Source organism: Aureimonas sp. SA4125, assembly GCF_019973775.1.
GTDB lineage: Bacteria > Pseudomonadota > Alphaproteobacteria > Rhizobiales > Rhizobiaceae > Plantimonas.
This window is the reverse complement of sequence record NZ_AP025032.1, coordinates 2,809,464-2,829,336: the sequence shown is the minus strand read 5'-3', so window position 1 is coordinate 2,829,336 and position 19,873 is coordinate 2,809,464. Positions and strand designations below refer to the sequence as shown.

Sequence of the window (19,873 nt, the reverse complement as noted above, 5' to 3'; positions counted from 1 at the left end):
TACATGCCGCTGCTAGAAGCGGCTGGTTGAAGTCAGCGTGGTCGGGTGTTTTCCGGCCCAGGCTCGCGTGCGGGCGTCTGCCCTTTTAGAAGTCGAGGTATCGGCCGATCGACGCCCGAGCATGTGGCGACAAAGGCGGCGATGGGGACCGCGAGAGCAAGGGGCCCGGCTCCGATGGCCGAGAATGCGGCTCCGAGGCCGCAGGACAGGATGCGGACCGACACGCTCATCAGCGTCTACGGCCACCACCACCCGGACTATCAGGAAGCGATCGGCGACGCATTCACGCGGAACAGCCGGGCGGACGAGGAAATCCGCAAAATCTACATAAGCCGTCTATTCCGGTGGGGGCGTACCGGGCGTTACGTTCGTGGTATCATTCGCGAGAGTTGCGAAGCCTCTTCTGCCCCACTGCAAGTGTTTGCAATTGCTTGGGAATTTGGTGGGCGCGACAGGGATTGAACCTGTGACCCCCTCGGTGTGAACGAGGTGCTCTCCCACTGAGCTACGCGCCCACTGGCGGCATGGATGCATCCGCGCCAGGGTGGGCGGATATAGAGCCACAGGGAAGGCGAGGTCAATATCTGGATGCGGCGGGCGGCGAAGGATTTTAGAAGAAGGTGGACGCCCCGCGCCGGGAAGGCGTCGGCGCCACTGGCGGGTCTGCCAGACGTGGCCGAGCGGTCGCCGTTCGACACCCCCGGGCATTTGCGATAGAGCAAAGCTGATCGCAGGACACGGACGGGGGCAGGCATGGCGAATGTCGCGGCGCTGAAGGACAAGGCCGCGCGGGCGGCGCTGGAGCATGTCGAGGACGGCATGCGGCTCGGCATCGGAACGGGATCGACGGCCGAGGCCTTCATCCGGGCGCTCGGCGAACGGGTCGCAAGCGGGCTCCGCATCTCCGGGGTGGCGACGTCCGAGCGGACGGCGAAGCTCTGCGCTTCGCTGGATATCCCGATCGTCACCCTCGAGGAGATGCCAGCGCTCGATCTGGCGATCGACGGCGCTGACGAGATCGACCCCGCGCTGCGCATGATCAAGGGCGGCGGCGGCGCCTTGCTGCGCGAGAAGATCGTCGCGGCAGCGTCCGAGAGGATGATCGTCATCGTCGACCAGGCCAAACAGGTCGAGACGCTCGGCGCCTTTCCGCTGCCGATCGAGATCAACGGCTTCGGCATGATGGCCACCTATCTCGCCATCCAGAAGGCGGCGGCGGCGCTCGGCCTCGGCGGCGACATCGTTCTTCGCAAGGAGGGGGACGGGCCCTTCATCACCGACAGCGGCCACCTCATCCTCGACGCATCTTTTGGCCGCATTCCAGACTCAGAAGCACTTTCAGCGGCGCTTCACGCGGTTCCGGGCGTGGTCGAACATGGCCTGTTTCTGGATCTTGCGACTTTCGCCGTCGTCGCAAGCGACAGCGGCGTGACGGTCATCAAACGCCGATAGCCGGCTTGTTCGCGCCTGACCGCCGGTCGCTTGGCCCGTGACCGGCAAGGTGGTCGCTGAAGCACGGGGCTTGCTACACGGTGCCCTGATTGGGTAGGAACCGCCTACGGTTTCAGAACCGCCAACTGATGGAGACGGAACTTTCATGGTCCTCAACGAGATGATGCGCCGCGGGCTCCTGGCCCTGACTGCTGCCGGTCTCATGGCCATCGCCCCGGCCAGGGCCCAGGATGCGTCGCCGGAGCATCTCGCTGCCGCTCGTGCTGCCGTCTCCGCGATCGACAGCACCGACCAGTTCGACAATATCCTGATGAACGCCGCGACGCAGATCAAGGCCGACCTGATCGGCAACAATCCGAACATCCAGTCCGAGATCTCGGACATGGTGGACGATCGGGCGCTGGCGCTGGCGCCGCGCCGGGCCGATCTCGAAAACGAGGTCGCGCGGATCTATGCCCGGTTGTTCACGGAGCAGGAACTGTCGGCGATCGCTGCCTTCTACCAGTCCGATGCCGGCAAGAAACTGATCGCCCAAGGCCCCGTCGCCTCGCGCGAGGTCATGTCGGCCGCCGACGTCTGGTCGAACGGCATCGTTCGCGATCTCCGCTCGAGCGCCGCCGAAGGCATGGCATCCCTCGTCTCGTCCTTGAATTCGGCGGCTGTGCCGATCATCGACCCCGCAGCGCCGGTCACGCCTGCCGATCCAGCCGCGCCGGCGGTTCCTGCCATTTCAGGCGATGCCGGTGCTGCCGGCACGGCCCAGTAACATCGTTGCGGCGTCCTGACTGCTCCGACCGGCCGACAGAGGCTGGCCGGGCCGTGCGGCGCTCCCGGCGGATCAGCGAATACCGTCGATCGGCCGCTCCTCGGTCCCGGGAATAGCGCCTTGAGCGAAACATTCGACTACGATCTCTTCGTCATCGGTGGCGGCTCGGGTGGCGTGCGCGCCGCACGGCGTGCCGCTGCCCTCGGCAAGCGCGTGGCGATCACCGAGGAATACCGCTACGGCGGCACCTGCGTCATCCGCGGCTGCGTGCCGAAGAAGCTCCTGGTCTACGCGTCGAAGTTTTCCGAGGATTTCGAGGATGCCCGCGGCTATGGCTGGACGGTCGGCGAGACACGCTTCGACTGGCCGACGCTGATCGCCAACAAGGACCGCGAGATCGAGCGGCTCGAACGCGCTTATCTCACGAATGTCGAGAAGTCGGGCGCCGTGGCGCTGACCGGGCGCGCGGTGCTCGAGGGACCGCACGAAATCCGGATGACGGACGACGACCGGCGCATCACGGCCGAGCACATCCTGATCGCCGTCGGCGGCCGTGCCAATCCGCATGCGGACCTTCCCGGCGCCGAGCACTGCATCACCTCGAACGAGGCGTTCCACCTTGCCGAACTGCCGAAGGCGATCGCCATCATCGGCGGCGGCTACATCGCCGTCGAGTTCGCCAACATCTTTCACGGCCTTGGCGTCGCGACGACGATGATCTACCGCAGCAAGGAGATACTCCAGGGCTTCGACGACGATATCCGGCACGGGCTGCATCTGGCGATGGCCCGGAAGGGAATCGACATTCGCTGCGAGGAACTGGTGAGGGAAGTCGAGCAGCGCGCCGACGGGAGACTGGCTGCACATCTTGCCGGCGGCGACGTGCTGGAGGTCGATCAGGTGATGCTCGCCATCGGTCGCAAGGCCAATACCGAGAATCTCGGCTGCGAAAAGGCTGGCGTCGCGCTCGATGCCGTCGGAGCTGTCGTCGTCGACGAATATTCCCGCACCTGCGTCCCCAGCATCTTTGCCATCGGCGACGTCACGAATCGCCTGCAGCTGACGCCCGTCGCGATCCACGAGGCCATGTGTTTCGTCGACACCCTCTACCGCGGCCGGCCGAGCAAGCCGGACTATGAGAGTGTCGCGACCGCCGTCTTCTCGCAGCCGGAGATCGGCACGGTCGGCCTGACCGAGACGCAGGCGGGCGCGCGTTTCCCCGAAGTCGAGATCTATCGCGCCCGCTTCAAGCCGATGCGCCATACGATCGCCGGCCGCGACGAGCCGATGCTGATGAAGCTGGTCGTCGATGGTGCGACGCGGCAGGTCGTCGGCGCTCACGTCCTTGGACCCGATGCCGGCGAGATGAGCCAGCTGCTCGGCATCGCCGTGAAGGCGGGCGTGACGAAGGACGATTTCGACGGGACCATGGCGGTGCACCCGACGATGGCCGAGGAGTTCGTCACCATGTACGAGCCGACCTACCGGGTCAGGAACGGCGAAAAGGTCTAGGCCGGAGCGCCGGGCGGAAAAGCGGGATCCGGTTTTTCGCCATGTCCCGGACGGCAGACTGAGACCTGAGGTATCGGGCGATTTCGGCACGTCGTCCGAAAGCTCGGGGAGAGCCGACTTGCGTGCTGGCCATGCCGGGGGAGTCGGGCCGGCGCTCGAACGGGGACATGGAAGACATGGATATCCACGCGGACCACCCGGACTTCCCCGCGCTTGCGCAGGCCGGGCAGGTGGTCGCCTATTTCGGCTACGGGTCGCTCGTCAACCCGGCGACATTGCGCACGAAGTTCCTGGCCATCCGCCGCGCGGAGGTTTTTGGCTGGCGAAGGTTCTGGCTTTCGCGCAGCGAGACGGAGATCGCCCTTCTGTCGGCCCTGCGCGATCCCGGCCATGCGACCCAGGGCGTCGTCGTCTATGACCATGCCGATCATCTGGCGGCGGTCGACGAGCGCGAGGCCGGCTATGTCAGGCGCACGGTCGACCTGGCCGGGCTGGCCGTCGACAGGGCGCCGGCTAAAGCGCCGATTCATATCTACGAGGCGATCGAGCCGAGCAAAACGGCGGCGGCGACGGGCGCGCTGATCCTCCAGTCCTATCTCGATGCGGTGCTGCAAGGGTTTCTGTCGTTGTACGGGCGTGAGGGCGTCGAGCGCTTCGTCACGGAGACCCAGGGCTTCGAGACCGAGATCCTGTGCGATCGCCACGCGCCCCGTTATCCCCGATCCGTTCTGCTCGGCGCGCAAGACGCTGCGTTCTTCGACGCCCTTGTCGTCGCGCGCGGCGCACGCTTCCGCCCGGTCGCATGAGCCGTCCACTGGGTGCGTCAGGCGGATGACAAGCCGTAGGATTTTGGCCTATATGCGCATTATCGGTCAACCGCATGCCGTATGCGGCCCGATCAATGATCCGCGATTCCGTCTCCTTGGGCTGAGGTGCCTGAAGATGGACAATGCGACGTGACGTCGAAAGAGAGAGACATGGCCAAGGACTGGACGCCCGCGAGCTGGCGCAACAAGCCAATCGAGCAGATGCCGGAGTTCCCGGACGCCGTGGCGCTGGCCGAGACCGAAAAACGTCTCGCGAGCTTTCCGCCGCTGGTTTTTGCGGGTGAGGCCCGAAAGCTTACCCGGGCATTGGGTGAAGTTGCCGAAGGGCGCTCCTTCCTGCTCCAAGGCGGCGACTGCGCGGAGAGCTTTGCCGAGCACGGTGCCGACAACATCCGCGATTTCTTCCGCGCCTTCCTGCAGATGGCGGTGGTGCTGACTTTCGGCGCCGCGTCGCCGGTGGTGAAGGTCGGGCGCATCGCCGGCCAGTTCGCCAAGCCTCGCTCTTCGGGAATGGAGACGGTTGGCGGCGTGTCGCTGCCGTCCTATCGCGGCGACATCGTCAACGGCATCGAGTTCGACGAGGCCTCGCGCGTTCCCAATCCCGAACGCCAGATCGAAGCCTATCGGCAGTCGGCCGCGACGCTCAATCTTCTGCGCGCCTTCGCGCAGGGCGGCTATGCCAACCTCGACAACGTCCACCAGTGGATGCTGGGCTTCCTCTCCGGCAGTCCGCAGGCCGAGCGCTATGGCCATCTCGCCGACCGGATCTCGGAGACGATGAGCTTCATGCGGGCCATCGGCATCACCGCCGACAACCATCCGGCGCTGCGCGAGACCGATTTCTTCACCAGCCACGAGGCGCTGCTGCTCGGCTACGAGCAGGCGATGACGCGCGTCGATTCGACCTCGGGCGACTGGTACGCGACCTCCGGCCACATGATCTGGATCGGCGACCGCACGCGTCAGCTCGACAATGCGCATGTCGAGTTCTGCCGCGGCATCAAGAACCCCGTCGGCTTGAAGTGTGGTCCGTCCATGGATGCGGAAGGCCTGATCCGCCTGATCGACGTCCTCAACCCGGAGAATAAGGCGGGACGCCTGACGCTGATCACCCGCTTTGGCCACGACAAGGTCGAGGCACATCTGCCGCGCCTGATTCGCGCCGTCGAGAAGGAAGGCCGGAAAGTGGTCTGGTCCTGCGATCCGATGCACGGCAACACGATCACGCTGAACCACTACAAGACGCGGCCATTCGATCGCATCCTGTCCGAAGTCCAGGGCTTTTTCGACGTGCACCGCGCCGAAGGCACGCATGCCGGCGGCATCCACATCGAGATGACCGGAAAGGACGTGACTGAATGCACCGGAGGCTCGCGTCCGGTGCTCGCCGAGGACCTGTCTGATCGCTACCACACGCATTGCGATCCACGCCTCAACGCGACGCAGGCTCTGGAACTCGCCTTCCTCGTCGCCGAGCTCCTGAAGAAGGACAACGAGGCAACGGCACCGAGACGGGCCGCCAGTCTCTGAGCCTTTGAGCGGACCGGCGGGATATTCCCGCCGGTCTGCTTGGCTCCAGGGGCGGGCGGGGCCGGGCGCGGCGGTTCGATGAACGCTGCGTCTTGGCGCCCGCGGCTAATCGCTTGGAGCGAGATCGGCTATGTCGGGGAAAAGGATTCTTCCCGATGCTGCCGACGCTGTTTCTCTCCCACGGCTCTCCCGACATCGCGATCGCCGATACCGAGGCGACCGCCTTCCTGCGCGATCTGGCGGCCGGCATGCCGCGGCCGAAGGCCATCGTGGTCGCGTCAGCGCATTTCGAGAGCGACAGGGTGCTTGTCAGCGGCGACGCCTCGCCGGAGACGATCCATGATTTCGGCGGCTTCGACAAAAGTCTCTACGCGATGCGCTACCCCGCGCCGGGCAACCCGCCGCTTGCCGCCGCGATCTGCGCCGACCTCAGAACCTCCGGGTTCGATGCCGAGGTGGTGACGGGGCGAGGCTATGACCATGGCACCTGGGTGCCGCTGTCGCTGATCTATCCCGCCGCGGATATTCCGGTCGTGCAGGTCTCGGTCGATCCCGGCAAGGGCACGGAACACCATCTGGCGCTCGGCAAGGCGCTGTCAGGTTTGCGGGCACAGGACATCCTCGTCGTCGGCTCCGGCTCCTTCACCCACAATCTCCGCGAGGCCTTCGCGCGGTTGCGGGTCGGTGACCGGACGGCGGAGACACCGAGCTGGGTGTCCGACTTTGCGGCCTGGATGGGCAGCCGGATCCTTGCTGGCGATAGCGCCGCGCTTGCCGACTATCGGCGGCAGGCGCCCTTTGCGGCGGAAAACCATCCGACGGACGAACACCTGATGCCGCTCTATGTCGCGCTCGGCGCCGCCGGACCGGAATGGACCGGCCGCCGGCTTCATTCGAGCCGGGATTTCGGCGTCCTCGCGATGGACGCCTTCGCCTTCGCCTGATCCGGCCTCCTCAGGGAAACCCGCATTCGGATGCCAAGCTTCGACCTCGATACCCGCCCCGGACTGCCGGGTCGTGTCCGTCAACGTGGTGGAAATTGAGTGTAGCTGAAGCGGCTCCGTTTCAGGCGACTTCGGTGGAAATCTGTTCGGGTTTTGCAGTGTTGCCCATGGCCATGAGGTCGGCCATGGGTTCGGTCTGCATGTAGCGGTTCTGGATCTGCCATTCGTCGTTGGCCTCGAGAAGGACGGCGCCGATGAGCCGGATGATGGATCCCTCGTTCGGGAAGATTCCGACGACGTCGGCACGCCGCTTCACCTCCTTGTTCAGGCGCTCCAGGGAATTCGTCGAATGGATCCGGGTCCGGTGCTGACTGGGAAAATCCATGTGCGCCAGCACGTCGGTCTCGCTGTTGTCGATGAAGGCCCCGAGCTTTGGACACTTTCCCCGAAGCTGGTCGGCGACGTGGCGCAGCGCCTGGCTGGCGCTAGCACGATCGGGCTGGGCGAAGGCTTGGCGCAGCGCGGCCGCCGCCATGCTCTGCTGCGCCTTCGGGACATACGACAGGGCGTTGCGCATCCAATGCACCCGGCAGCGCTGCCAGGAGGCGCTGAACACCCGGCGAATGGCGGCTTTCAGCCCTTCGTGAGCATCCGAGATCACGAGCTTCACGCCGGACAGGCCGCGGCGCACGAGGCTCTTGAGGAAGCTCGACCAAAACGTCTCCGCTTCCGAGGGGCCGATGTGAAGGCCGACGATCTCGCGCTTGCCGTCCGTGTTCACGGCCACGGCGATTATGGCGGCGACCGAAACGATGCGTCCACCCTCGCGCTGCTTCAGGTAGGTCGCATCCAGCCAGAGGTAGGGCCAGTCGCCAGTGAGAGGACGGTCGAGGAAGCCGCCGACGCGTTCGTCGATGTCTTTGCACAGCTTCGATACGGTGCTCTTGCCGATCCCCGACAGCCCCATGGCCTGTACCAGATCGTCGACCCGCCGGGTGGAAACGCCGCTGATCCAAGCTTCCTGAATGACGGCAACCAAGGCCTTCTCCGAGAGCTTTCTCGGCTCCAGGAACGGCGGGAAGTAGCTGCCCTGCCGAAGCTTGGGTATCCGAAGCTGCAACGAGCCGAGCCGCGTGTCGAGCGAGCGGTCGCGGTAGCCATTGCGATAAGTCGCCCGTTCCTGCGTCCGTTCGTGGCGCCCGGCGCCGATCATGCCTTCAACGTCGACCTCCATAAGGAGCTGCATCACGCTCTCGGCTATCGTTCTCAGGAAATCGCCGTCCCCGGCTTTCGCAAAAAGCTCGGCAAGCGGTAGTCTGTCCTCGGTCATCGGGTTCTCCGGTCAGGTTGAAGTCTCGCAACTCCACCTTAGCCGCCCTATCCGGTGACCGCCTCAGCCACACCTTTCAATGTCGGAATTTCCACCACGAGCGCGGACACTACCGACTGCCGCCGGACCTGCAGGCGCTTCTGCTGCGCTATCCGCGGGATGTCTGGATGGACCATGCCAATCTCGGGGCCACCGCGCGCTTCTGGCTGGGACGCCACGACATGTTCCGCGAGTTGGGCGGGGCGTTGTCCCAGGGCCTTTCGGATCACCGCGAGGGCAGGGTCGATATTCCCACCTTCCGCCGCTGGTTTGCCCCGCGCCTCGGCTTTTTCCTGCAGAACCTCGAAGGTCACCACCAGATCGAGGACCAGCACTACTTTCCGGTTTTCCAGGCGGCCGAGCGCTCGCTGGCCTACGGCTTCGATCTTCTGGAGAACGATCACGGCGTCATCCACGACGATCTTGTCGCAACGGCCGAGACGGCCAATCGGTTTCTGTCAGTGGAAGGACAGTCGGGCGGCAGGCCGGACGATGGCGTGCGCTGGGCGGCAGACGCCTATGCGGATACGAGCGAAAGGCTGCTCCGACGGCTGATCCGGCATCTGGCGGACGAGGAGGACCTCATCATTCCTCTGATCCTCGATCGGGGAGAAGCGGCGATCGGGATTTGAGCGGGGCGAGGCCGCCGTTCGTCGGATCGCCCGCAGCGGGGCGGCCCTCGCGCCGGCGGCGGGTAAACACCGGGCCCCATTGGCGCCAGGCGAACCAGGCGGCGAGAGCGACCCCGACGACGATCAGCGTGATGCCGACGCCGCGCTCCATCATCTCCAGCCGTGCGAAGACCGTTTGGATGGAGTAGCCGAAAGCAAAGCCGATCGTCGTGAACAGCCCGGCCCAGAGCGCCGCACCGATGAAGTTGAGGGCGAGAAAGCGCGGGATGCTGATCGAGGAGAGGCCGAGCGCGATCAGGCCGGGCATGCGCAGGCCATAGATGTAGCGGTTCACGATGACGAAGAAGGCCTGGTAGCGGTCGACCAGGCGCAGCGCTCTGGCGAATTTCGGGCGCTCCTTCCAGCGCGCGACCCAGCGGTGGCCTGACCAGAAGCGCGAGAACAGGAAGACCGAGAGGTCGCCCGTGAAGGAGCCGATGAAGGCGAGGGCGGCAATCTGCTCCAGCGGATAGGAGCCGCGATAGGCGAGAAAGCCGCCGATGATCGCGAAGACCTCCCCCTCGAAGAATGTGCCGACGAGAACGATCACGAGCCCGTAATGGCCGATGAGACTGAGAATTTCGTACACGTCCACTCCACTCGCATCGCCCGGGGCGATGCCGTCCTGCCGCACGAGGCGGCACGGGAAAAACTCGTCCACCGGTCGCCGCTAATTGGCCGACGCCGCCGCGAACCGCAAGGCTTCCTGCGCTGTCTTGCGCAGTCATGCGGTCTTATTCGGGCAGGCCGGACAGGATCGCCGGTCTCGCCGGTCCGCCGGGTGAGACCTTGCCCGTGGCGGCGGCGGCGTCAGGCGCCGCCGAGCGTCGACGCTTGCCGCCGGTCAGGCAGACGGGATTCGACCACTTCCAGCCGCTCGCCCATCCGCAGCAAGAGGTCCTCGAGCCGCCGCGTGTCCTCATGCCGCATCGCGTCGAGCTTCTCATGAAGAGCGAGGATCTCGATCTCGGCCTTCAGGTTGATCTCATAGTCGTGGCTTGCGTCGAGACGGTCGCGCGCCGCGGCGCGGTTCTGCGACATCATGATGATCGGCGCCTGCACGGCAGCGATCATCGACAGGACGAGGTTCAGGAAGATGAAGGGGTAGGGGTCGAAAGCCCCGCCGACGAGAATGATGGTGTTCGCCGTCACCCAGAGGAAGAGGAAGGCGAAGAACGCGATGATGAAGCCCCAGGACCCGCCGACCCGCGCGATGGCATCGGCCAGCCTGTCGCCCAGGGAAGTTTCGGCCGAGATGGCCGCGTTCACGTCGCGGGCGAGAATTTCGCCGGACAGGGCGCTGTTCAGGACGCGGCGCTCGCTCGGCTTCAATGTGTCGTGCGACCGGCCGAGCCAGTGCAGGATGGTCTCGGCAGCAGGGCGGTGGGTCACGGGCCGGTCTCCGGTCTGGCGGTGCGGGGCACTTCTGGGGCTCCGATCGATAGCATGGCCTCGCGCCGAGGGGACGGGGTTGCTATGAGGCGGTGACGGGATCGTGCGACGCGCGTTCCGGCTCGAGAAACAGGCCATCTGGCGAGGAGCTGCAGGCGTGGATTCACTGAAACTGGCAATCGCGCAGCTCAATCCTGTGCTCGGCGACATCGCCGGCAATCTGGCGCTGGCACGCAAGGGCCGGGAGGAAGCGGCGCGCAAGGGCGCGGAATTGGTGCTGTTCACCGAGCTCTTCATCTCGGGCTACCCGCCGGAGGATCTGGTGCTGAAGCCGGCCTTCGTCGCCGCCTGCATGGAGGCCGTCGACGAACTTGCCGCCGACACGGCGGACGGCGGACCGGGCGTGATCATCGGCTGTCCGCTGCGCAGCGAGGCCGGCCTGTTCAATGCCGTGGCCATTGCCGACGGCGGCCGGATCATCGCTTGGCGCTCCAAGGTCGACCTGCCGAACTACGGCGAGTTCGACGAGAAGCGCGTTTTCCAGGCCGGCGAGATGCCGGGGCCGGTGAACTTTCGCGGCCTGCGCCTCGGCATCCCGGTCTGCGAGGACATCTGGGGCGATCTCGGCGTCTGCGAGACGCTGGCCGAATCGGGCGCGGAGATCCTGCTCGTGCCGAACGGCTCGCCCTTCTACAAGGAGAAGCTCGACGTCCGGCATCAGGTGGCCCTGCGCCAGGTGATCGAGACCGACCTGCCGGTGGTCTATGCCAACATGATCGGCGGCCAGGACGAGCTTCTGTTCGACGGCGCTTCCTTCGCCTTCCATGCCGACCGTTCGCTGGCCTTCCAGCTGCCGGAATTCGACGCGGTGGTCGCCGTCACGAACTGGCAGCGCGGCGCGGACGGCTGGGTCTGCGAGGGCGGCCCGGAAGCGCGGATCCCGGAGACGGAGGAGGCGGTCTGGCGGGCCTGCGTCCTCGGCTTCAAGGACTATGTCGAGAAGAACGGCTTCAAGGGCGTCGTCCTCGGCCTCTCCGGCGGCATCGATTCGGCCGTCGTCGCGGCGATGGCGGTGGACGCGCTCGGGCGCGACCGCGTGCATTGCGTGATGATGCCCTACCGCTATACCGCGGCGACCAGCCTCGAAGACGCTGAGGCCTGCGCCACAGCGCTCGGCGTGCGCTACGATGTGATCGAGATCGAGAAGCCGGTCGAGGGCTTTACGGCAGCGCTCGCCGGCGTGTTCGCAGGGTTGAAGCCCGACGTCACCGAGGAGAACATCCAGAGCCGAACGCGCGGCGTCATCCTGATGGCGATCTCCAACAAGACCGGCGCGATGGTCGCGACCACCGGCAACAAGAGCGAGATGTCGGTCGGCTACGCCACGCTCTACGGCGACATGAACGGCGGCTTCAACCCGATCAAGGACCTCTACAAGACCGAGGTGTTCCGCCTCGCGCACTGGCGCAACGCCAACGTGCCCGAGGGGTCGCGCGGCACCGGCGGCATGGTCATCCCGGAGCGGATTATCACCAAGCCGCCCTCGGCGGAGCTTCGCCCGGACCAGAAGGACGAGGATTCGCTGCCGCCCTACGCGGTGCTCGACGCCATCCTCGAACATCTCGTCGAACAGGATGGCGGCGTCGAGGAACTCGTCGCCAGAGGGTTCGACCGCGACACGGTTCTCCACATCGAGCGGCTGCTCTACATCGCCGAATACAAGCGCCGGCAGTCGGCACCGGGGGTGAAGGTGACGCGCAAGAATTTCGGCCGCGACCGCCGCTATCCCATCACCAACCGCTTCCGCGAGGGCCGCTAGGTGGAGGAGATCACGGCCGGATCGGTCGCCTACATCCTCGTCGTCTTCGGCGTGCTGTTTGCCGTCCGGTACCTCCTCGCCATGCGCCGGATCTTCCAGGAGGCCGGCAAGCCGGCGGGTTTTGGCGCCGCCGACTATCTGAAAGCGCCGGCGGCGGAAGCCTATGGCAGCGAGATGGAGCCGAGCCGGCGCTATGCGGCGCGGCAATATTATCAGGCCGCGATCTTTCTCGGCACGGGCGCGATCTTGCTGGTGTGGCTGCTGGCGACGGGCGCGTCTGTCGGGATGGGCGCTTGACCGTGATCGTCCTGCCCGTGGGCGCCGTCCGCCGCGCTCGCCTGCTTCGCCCGCACCGATGAAAGTCTCCCGATGAGCCCGATTGTTCGCTTTGCCCCGTCGCCGACAGGCTACATCCACATCGGCAATCTGCGCACGGCGCTTCTCAACTGGCTGTTCGCGAAGGCCAGGGGCGGCACCTTCATCCTGCGCTTCGACGACACCGATACGGTGCGCTCGCGCGCCGAATATGCCGACGCGATCCTGGAAGATCTCGCCTGGATCGGCACGCTACCGGATGCCGTCCATCGCCAGTCGCAGCGTCTCGCCTCCTACGATGCGGCGATGGAGTCGTTGAAGGCGAAGGGGCTGCTCTATCCCTGCTACGAGACGGCCGAGGAACTCGACCGCCAGCGCAAGCGGCTGATGGCGCGGGGCCTGCCGCCGGTCTACGGTCGTGCCGCGCTGAAACTCGGCGATGCCGATCGCGCGGCGCTGGAGGCAAGCGGAGTGACGCCGCACTGGCGCTTTCTCCTGCCGAATTTTGCCAGCGACCCGCAGGCGCCGGAGCGCACCGAGGTGCATTGGGACGACCTCGTGCGCGGACCCCAGACCGTCGATCTCGCCTCGCTCTCCGATCCCGTCCTCGTGCGCGAGGATGGCAGCTACCTCTACACGCCGTGCTCGGTCGTGGACGACGCCGAGATGGGCGTCACGCACATCATCCGCGGTGACGACCACGTCACCAATACGGGCGTCCAGGTCGCGCTGTTCGAGGCGCTGGGGCATGCCGCGCCGGCCTTCGGGCACCACAACCTCCTGACGACGCTCGACGGCGAGGGGCTGTCGAAACGCTCCGGCGCGCTGTCTCTGCGATCGTTGCGCGCGGACGGCATCGAGCCGATGTCGGTCGCCTCGCTTGCCACTCTCGTCGGTCTCTCCGGCTCGATCGAGGCGGTGGAAAGTCTCGAGGCGCTGTCCGCACGGGTCGATCTCTCGGATATTTCGGCGTCGGCCTCGAAGTTCGATCCGGCGGAAGTGGAGCGGCTGAACGCCGAACTGGTGCATGGGCTGGGCTTTGCCGCCGTGGCCGATCGCCTTGCCGCAATGGACGTGCCTGACGATCGCGCGGAGGCCTTCTGGCTGGCGGTGCGGGCCAACTGCGCCCGTGTCGGCGATGCCGCGGCTTGGCGCGACATCGTTTTCGGAACGCTGCCGAAGCCTTTGGAATTTACTGGCGAAGACCGGGACTTCCTGGCCGTGGCCGTGGATCTGCTGCCGCTTGAACCCTGGTCGCGCGAGACCTGGAAGGAGTGGACGGGTGCGGCGAAGGCGGTGACCGGGCGCAAGGGCAAGGAGCTGTTCATGCCGCTGCGCCTTGCCCTGACCGGACGCGAGCACGGTCCCGAACTCGCCGAACTCCTGCCGCTGATCGGTCGCGAGCGGGTGCAGTCTCGTCTTCAGGCGGCCTGACGGGCCTCGGACCGGTCCTGCAGGAGGGCGGCCGGTAGCAAACTGCGTCGATCCGGCGAATGGCGTCAGCCGCCGCCGATGAGGATGCCGGCGGCGAGCACGAGAGCGCCGCCGACCACGACCTGGATCGTGGCGCGGGCGATGGGCGCCTCCATGAATCGGTGCTGGATCCAGACGATCGCCCAGAGCTCGACGAAGACGACCGCGAAGGCGATCGACGTCGCCGTCCAGAAGTCGGAGATCAGATAGGGCAGGGCATGGCCGAGGCCGCCTGCCGTGGTCATGATCCCCGAGGCGAGGCCCCGCTTCACCGGCGAGCCGCGCCCCGACAGGACGCCGTCGTCATGCGCGGCTTCCGTGAAGCCCATGGAGATCCCGGCGCCGACGGAAGCGGCGATGGCGACGAGAAACGTCGTCCAGGGATCGTGCGTGGCAAAGGCGGTGGCAAAGATCGGGGCAAGGGTGGACACCGACCCGTCCATCAGGCCGGCAAGGCCGGGCTGGACGAGTGTCAGGATCATCTGTCGGCGCGCGGTCTTGTCTTCGTCGGCGCGCGAACCCGGATCGAGCAGCGTCTCGGTCAGGTCGTGGGCCTTGTCCTTGTGCCGGCGTTCAGCCTCGGCGAGATCACCGAAGAGCCGCCGCGTCGTAGAAACGGCAGGCGGCCTCCTCCATGCGCTCGGCTTCCTCCCGCATCCGGTCGAGCCCGAGATTGGCGACGAGCCAGACCGGTTTGCGGGAGAAATACTCCGCCACGTGCTCGCGCCGGATCAGCGGGATCGAGCCGCTGAAGCGCCGCTCGTGCTCGGCGATCAGCGCCCGCCGGTGCTCGCCTTCCTCCACCTCCATGGCCCGAACACCGCCGCCGACGCCGGATAGTCGGCCAGCCGCTCGGCATAGCCGGCATAGATGCGAGCATCGTCCTCCTCGGAGGAGATGGCGAGCGACAGGACCTGCTGCTCCGTCAACTCGGAGAAACGCTTGCGGCCGTTCGCAAACTACACACCATACGTGCCCGTCCTCCGACTTTAGTTTGGAATTATTCCAAAGTGCTGGAGGCGGAATGTCATGGAAAATCCGGTGATCGGACGTCATCGACCTCGATGCCGCAGGCACGTGGTGACAGGAATCGGCCCGCATCGGCTTGCCTTGCGATGCGTACGCGATGGACGTGAGGCCGGGAGACAACGTTCCGCCGGGTCGCGCGTCGCCAGACGGCACGGGCAGGCCCGTTCCCGCCGACGGCAAAGGATTTGAAGACCCGTTTCAGCCTGCCCGCGACAGATGCAGCCGACGGCATAGCCGAAGCGACCGCGACCGCCGCCATGCGGCCGAGGGGATGGCGAGTGCCGGGCACCGAAAATTGCCAGCCGGTCGCAGATGGTGAGCCGGCCGACGGGGCTGCTCAGCGGGGCCGTGGGCCTGCCCCCAGGGCTCCCGACGCGCAGGTCGAGGCGCCTGGTGACCGTGATTGCCGCTCAGCTCCGCTGGACGGCCTCGGCGACGGCGATGGCGGCGATGTTGACGACGCCGCGCGAGGTGACCGACGGCGTCAGCACGTGCGCGGGGCAGGCGGCGCCCAGGAGGATCGGGCCGACATGCAGCGATTCCGTCATCGCCTTGACGACGTTCATCGTGATGTTGGCCGCGTCGAGATTGGGGAAGACGAGAAGGTTCGCCTCGCCCGACAGCGTCGACGTCGGCATGACGCGGCGGCGGATCGCCTCGTTCAGCGCGCTGTCGCCGTGCATCTCGCCGTCGATTTCGAAGTCGGGCGCCTGTGCGCGGACGAGTTCGAGCGCCTGGCGCAGCTTCTTTGTCTGCGGTGTCTCGTCGGTCCCGAAATTGGAATGCGAGACGAAGGCGGCCTTCGGCTCGATGCCGAAACGGCGGATCTCGGTCGCGGCGAGCAGCACCATCTCGGCGAGGTCCTCCGCGCTCGGATCGCGCTGGACATAGGTGTCGAGGAAGAACTTCGTGCCCTGCTGGCCGATGAGGAGGCTCATCGCGGCCATTTTCGTCGTGCCCTGGGCGACGCCGATGATCTGCCGGATGTCGCGGAGGTGCCGGACGAAATTGCCTTCGAGACCGCAGATCAGGATGTCCGCGTCGCCGCGCGATACCGCAACGCCGGCGATGACGGTGGTGTTGGTGCGCACGATGGTGCGGGCCGTCTCCGGATTGACGCCCTTGCGGCCGACCTTGCCGAAATAGTGGTCGACATAGTCGCGGTAGCGCGGATCGTCCTCGGGATTGACGACCTCGAAATCCTTGCCCGGCCGGACCCTCAGGCCATAGCGCTCGAGCCGCGAGACGATGACGGCGGGGCGGCCGACGAGGATCGGCACGCCGACCTTGTCTTCCAGCATCACTTGCGCGGCGCGCAGCACCCGCTCGTCCTCGCCGTCGGCGAAAATGACGCGCTTGCCGGAATTCTTGGCGATCTGGAAGATCGGCTTCATGATCAGCCCGGTGCGGAAGACAAAGCGGTTGAGGAGATCGAGATAGGCGCCGAAATCCTCGATCGGGCGCGCGGCGACGCCCGTGGCTTCCGCCGCCTTGGCGACGGCCGGGGCGATCTTCAGGATCAGCCGGGGGTCGAAGGGCGAGGGGATGATGTATTCGGGACCGAAGACCGGCGTGTCCGCGCCGTAGGCCTTGGCGGCGACGTCCGAGACTTCCTCGCGCGCCAGCGCCGCGATGGCGTCGACCGCGGCGATCTTCATCTCCTCGTTGATCGAGGTCGCACCGCAGTCGAGCGCACCGCGGAAGATGTAGGGGAAGCAGAGGACGTTGTTGACCTGGTTCGGGAAATCGGACCGGCCGGTGCAGATCATCGCGTCCGGGCGCACGGCGCGGGCGAGATCGGGCATGATCTCTGGCGTCGGATTGGCGAGCGCCATGATCAGCGGGCGTTCGGCCATCTTTTCCAGGAGTTCGGGCTTCAGGACGCCGCCGGCGGAGAGGCCGAGGAAGATGTCGGCGCCCTCGATGGCTTCGGAGAGCGTGCGCATCTCCGTCTCCCGCGCATAGACCTCCATCCAGCGGTCCGTGCGCTTGCCGCGGCCGACATGGACGACGCCGTCGATGTCGGTCGCCGTGATGTTCTCGAGCTTGGCGCCGAGCGCGACAAGCAGGTTGAGGCAGGCGATCGCCGCCGCGCCGGCGCCCGAGGAGACGATCTTCACCGTCTCGATCTTCTTGCCGGTCAGCTCCAGCGCGTTGCGCACCGCGGCAGCAACGATGATCGCGGTGCCGTGCTGGTCGTCGTGGAAGACCGGGATCTTCATCCGCTTGCGCAGCCGTTCCTCGACCTCGAAGCACTCGGGCGACTTGATGTCCTCGAGATTGATGCCGCCGAAGGTGGGCTCCAGCGCCGCGACGACCTCGACGATATGGTCGATGTCGGTGGCGTCGATCTCGATGTCGAAGACGTCGATGTCGGCGAACTTCTTGAACAGGACGCCCTTGCCCTCCATCACCGGCTTGGATGCCAGCGGCCCGATATTGCCGAGGCCGAGCACCGCGGTGCCGTTGGACAGGACGGCGACGAGGTTGGCGCGGCTGGTGTAGACGGCGGCGAGCGAGGGATCGGCGGCGATGGCGAGGCAGGGCGCGGCGACGCCGGGGGAATAGGCCAGCGCGAGGTCGCGCTGGTTGCCGAGAGGCTTGGTCGGCTGGATCGCGACCTTACCCGGCCGGGGATAGCGGTGGTAGAACAGCGCCTGTTCGTCGAGGTCGCCCGTCGACGGGCGTTCCGGCCCCTTATGATCTTCGGACATCCCACATCCCCTTTCATGCTCATACGTCGCGATCGGTCCTTAAACGATTAGGCCGCGAACTGGAAATTGCCGGCGACATTTTGCTGACAGGACCTGCCCGATAGCGGGGCCGAAGGCGTCAGAAGAAATGCCGGGACTTTCGGCACGTCACACGCATGCAATGAGAATCAGCCAATGCAGGTATCAAGGGGCGAACGGGACGAAATCGATGCAGCAGCTGAAGACGACTCGGCATTTGCGGACCCTCTTTATTTCCGATGTGCACCTCGGCTCCAAGGCCGCACAGGCCGAGTTGCTGATCGAATTCCTGCGCCTGCACGATGCCGAGAAGATCTACCTCGTCGGCGACATCGTCGACGGCTGGCGCCTGAAGCGCAGCTGGCACTGGCCGCAAAGCCATAACGACGTGGTGCAGAAGCTGCTGCGCAAGGCGCGCAAGGGCACCGAGATCGTCTACATCCCCGGCAATCACGACGAATTCCTGCGCGGCTTTCCCGGGCAGCATTTCGGTGGCATCGAGGTCAAGCAGAACGACGTCCACGTCACCGCCGACGGGCGCCGGTTTCTCGTGATGCACGGCGACGAGTTCGACGTCGTCGTCCGCAATGCGCGGCTGATCGCCTATCTCGGCGACTGGGCCTATGACACGGCGATCGCCGTCAATGTCGTCTTCAACAAGATCCGCCGCGTCCTCGGCTTTCCCTACTGGTCGCTCTCGTCCTGGGCCAAGCTGAAGGTCAAGAACGCCGTCAACTTCATCGGCACCTTCGAGACCGCACTGGCCGAGGAGGCGGCACGCCACGGCTGCGACGGCGTGATCTGCGGCCACATCCACCATGCGCAGATCGCCCGTCGCGCCGGCATCGAATACGTGAACACCGGCGACTGGGTGGAAAGCTGCACGGCGATTGCCGAGCGTCACGACGGCTCGCTGGAACTCATCCACTGGACCACCCTGCCGCAAGAGGCGCGGGCGCCCGAAGCCGGCATCGCCGAGGACGCCGTGGGCACGGCGGCGGTCGAGGCGGCCTGATGCGCATCCTGATCGCGACGGACGCCTGGAAGCCGCAAGTCAACGGGGTGGTGAGGACCTTGTCGAGCCTTGCGGGCGAACTGCGCCAGCGCGGCCACGAGGTGCTGATCGTCTCGCCGGAGGATTTCCGGACCTTTCCCATGCCGACCTATCCGGAAATTCGGCTGGCGCTCGCCGGCGCCGGACGGCTGGCAAGGATCATCGCCGATTTCGATCCGCAGGCTATCCATGTCGCGACCGAAGGCCCCGTCGGCCTTGCGGCACGGCGCGCGGCGCTGCGCGGCGGCCGGAGTTTCACCACGAGCTTCCACACCCGCTTTCCCGAATATCTCAGCCGTCGCCTGCCGGTTCCCGAAAACCTGAGTTACGCCTTCCTGCGTTGGTTCCATGCGCCGGCCAGCGCCTGCCTGGTGCCGACGGAGGCGGTGCGCCGCGATCTTGGCGCGCGCGGCTTCGGCAAACTCGTGACCTGGACGCGCGGCGTCGACCGGAGCGTCTTCAGGCCCAGGGCGCCGATCGATTTCGGCCTGCCCGGGCCGATCTTCCTGACCGTCTCGCGGATCGCGCCGGAGAAGAACATCGAGGCGTTTCTCGACCTCGACCTGCCCGGCTCGAAAGTGGTCGTCGGCGGCGGGCCGGGACTGGCCGACATGATGCGGCGCTATCCCGCGGTGCATTTCACGGGATCGCAGACCGGTGAGGCGCTGGCACGGCACTATTCCAGCGCCGACGTCTTCGTCTTTCCCTCCAAGACCGACACGTTCGGCATCGTCCTGATCGAGGCGCTGGCCTGCGGCGCGCCAGTCGCTTCCTATCGCGAGCCGGGCCCCCTCGACGTGATTGCGGGAACGGCCGCCGGGTCCATGTCGGATGATCTGCAGAGCGCCTGCCTCGCCGCGCTCAAGCTTGATCGCGCCGTCGCCCTCGAGCGCTCCCGGGCCTTCACCTGGGCGGCCTGTGCCGACATCTTTCTCGGCACGATCCGGTCCCGGGCCACGGAGCCCGCACTCGCCCTGGCGGTCTGATC

At 66.2% G+C, this 19,873-nt stretch carries 17 protein-coding genes, 1 tRNA gene and 1 pseudogene; 13 read left to right on the top strand and 6 right to left on the bottom strand.

Annotated features, from left to right (window positions below; all coding sequences use genetic code 11):
- Positions 1-174: 174 nt before the first annotated feature.
- Positions 175-462 (top strand): hypothetical protein, encoded by a 288-nt coding sequence (locus Sa4125_RS13325; RefSeq protein ID WP_223998538.1) that lies wholly within the window; start codon positions 175-177, stop codon positions 460-462.
- Here the strand turns inward: Sa4125_RS13325 and Sa4125_RS13320 are convergent.
- Positions 441-515, bottom strand: a tRNA-Val gene (locus Sa4125_RS13320). The genes Sa4125_RS13325 and Sa4125_RS13320 overlap by 22 nt on opposite strands.
- A gap of 238 nt (positions 516-753) precedes the next feature.
- Between Sa4125_RS13320 and rpiA the strand changes: the two genes are divergently transcribed.
- From rpiA to Sa4125_RS13290, 6 genes are all read left to right on the top strand, one after another.
- Positions 754-1,452 (top strand): ribose-5-phosphate isomerase RpiA, encoded by a 699-nt coding sequence (gene rpiA, locus Sa4125_RS13315; protein WP_223998537.1) that lies wholly within the window; start codon positions 754-756, stop codon positions 1,450-1,452.
- A gap of 145 nt (positions 1,453-1,597) precedes the next feature.
- Positions 1,598-2,218 carry a DUF2059 domain-containing protein gene (locus Sa4125_RS13310; protein WP_223998536.1) on the top strand — a complete coding sequence of 207 codons (621 nt, stop codon included), beginning with the start codon at positions 1,598-1,600 and terminating at the stop codon, positions 2,216-2,218.
- Positions 2,219-2,338: 120 nt separating this feature from the next.
- Entirely contained in the window at positions 2,339-3,730 is a 1,392-nt protein-coding gene (gor, locus tag Sa4125_RS13305; RefSeq protein WP_223998535.1) for a glutathione-disulfide reductase, read from the top strand.
- Between the two features lie 176 nt (positions 3,731-3,906).
- A complete protein-coding gene (locus Sa4125_RS13300) occupies positions 3,907-4,536 on the top strand; it encodes a gamma-glutamylcyclotransferase family protein (protein ID WP_223998534.1) in 630 nt (209 codons plus the stop codon).
- Positions 4,537-4,707: 171 nt separating this feature from the next.
- The gene (locus Sa4125_RS13295) at positions 4,708-6,087 is read left to right on the top strand and encodes a 3-deoxy-7-phosphoheptulonate synthase class II (protein WP_223998533.1); all 1,380 of its coding nucleotides are present in this window, start codon (positions 4,708-4,710) and stop codon (positions 6,085-6,087) included.
- 155 nt (positions 6,088-6,242) lie between these two features.
- Entirely contained in the window at positions 6,243-7,031 is a 789-nt protein-coding gene (locus tag Sa4125_RS13290) for a class III extradiol ring-cleavage dioxygenase (protein ID WP_223998532.1), read from the top strand.
- Between the two features lie 121 nt (positions 7,032-7,152).
- On the opposite strand, the gene Sa4125_RS13285 is transcribed toward Sa4125_RS13290, so the two are convergent.
- Positions 7,153-8,361: an IS256 family transposase gene (locus tag Sa4125_RS13285; RefSeq protein WP_223998301.1), complete on the bottom strand. Its 1,209-nt coding sequence runs from the start codon at positions 8,359-8,361 to the stop codon at positions 7,153-7,155.
- A gap of 167 nt (positions 8,362-8,528) precedes the next feature.
- On the opposite strand from Sa4125_RS13285, the gene Sa4125_RS13280 reads away from it, so the two are divergent.
- Entirely contained in the window at positions 8,529-9,032 is a 504-nt protein-coding gene (locus Sa4125_RS13280; protein ID WP_223998531.1) for a hemerythrin domain-containing protein, read from the top strand.
- On the opposite strand, the gene Sa4125_RS13275 is transcribed toward Sa4125_RS13280, so the two are convergent.
- Together Sa4125_RS13275 and Sa4125_RS13270 are read right to left on the bottom strand one after the other, a co-directional pair.
- Positions 8,986-9,660: a DedA family protein gene (locus Sa4125_RS13275; RefSeq protein WP_223998530.1), complete on the bottom strand. Its 675-nt coding sequence runs from the start codon at positions 9,658-9,660 to the stop codon at positions 8,986-8,988. The two genes, Sa4125_RS13280 and Sa4125_RS13275, sit on opposite strands and share 47 nt — an antisense overlap.
- 221 nt (positions 9,661-9,881) lie before the next feature.
- A complete protein-coding gene (locus Sa4125_RS13270) occupies positions 9,882-10,436 on the bottom strand; it encodes a DUF1003 domain-containing protein (RefSeq protein WP_224007790.1) in 555 nt (184 codons plus the stop codon).
- Positions 10,437-10,620: 184 nt separating this feature from the next.
- On the opposite strand from Sa4125_RS13270, the gene Sa4125_RS13265 reads away from it, so the two are divergent.
- From Sa4125_RS13265 to gltX, 3 genes are all read left to right on the top strand, one after another.
- Positions 10,621-12,282, top strand: a complete 1,662-nt coding sequence (locus Sa4125_RS13265) for an NAD+ synthase (RefSeq protein WP_223998529.1) — start codon at positions 10,621-10,623, stop codon at positions 12,280-12,282.
- Complete coding sequence (locus tag Sa4125_RS13260; RefSeq protein ID WP_223998528.1) at positions 12,283-12,579, top strand: hypothetical protein; 297 nt, start codon at positions 12,283-12,285, stop codon at positions 12,577-12,579.
- Between the two features lie 72 nt (positions 12,580-12,651).
- Complete coding sequence (gene gltX, locus Sa4125_RS13255; RefSeq protein ID WP_223998527.1) at positions 12,652-14,031, top strand: glutamate--tRNA ligase; 1,380 nt, start codon at positions 12,652-12,654, stop codon at positions 14,029-14,031.
- Between the two features lie 65 nt (positions 14,032-14,096).
- On the opposite strand, the pseudogene mbfA reads toward gltX, so the two are convergent.
- Together mbfA and Sa4125_RS13245 are read right to left on the bottom strand one after the other, a co-directional pair.
- Positions 14,097-14,999 (bottom strand): annotated as a pseudogene (gene mbfA, locus Sa4125_RS13250) (iron exporter MbfA).
- A gap of 510 nt (positions 15,000-15,509) precedes the next feature.
- Entirely contained in the window at positions 15,510-17,813 is a 2,304-nt protein-coding gene (locus tag Sa4125_RS13245; protein WP_223998526.1) for an NADP-dependent malic enzyme, read from the bottom strand.
- Positions 17,814-18,021: 208 nt separating this feature from the next.
- Here Sa4125_RS13245 and Sa4125_RS13240 point away from each other — a divergent pair, with 208 nt between their 5' ends.
- Positions 18,022-18,846, top strand: coding sequence for a UDP-2,3-diacylglucosamine diphosphatase (locus tag Sa4125_RS13240; protein ID WP_223998525.1), 825 nt, complete (start codon positions 18,022-18,024; stop codon positions 18,844-18,846).
- Entirely contained in the window at positions 18,846-19,871 is a 1,026-nt protein-coding gene (locus tag Sa4125_RS13235; RefSeq protein WP_223998524.1) for a glycosyltransferase family 1 protein, read from the top strand. The genes Sa4125_RS13240 and Sa4125_RS13235 overlap by 1 nt, the downstream gene beginning before the upstream one ends.
- The last annotated feature ends 2 nt before the right edge of the window (positions 19,872-19,873 follow it).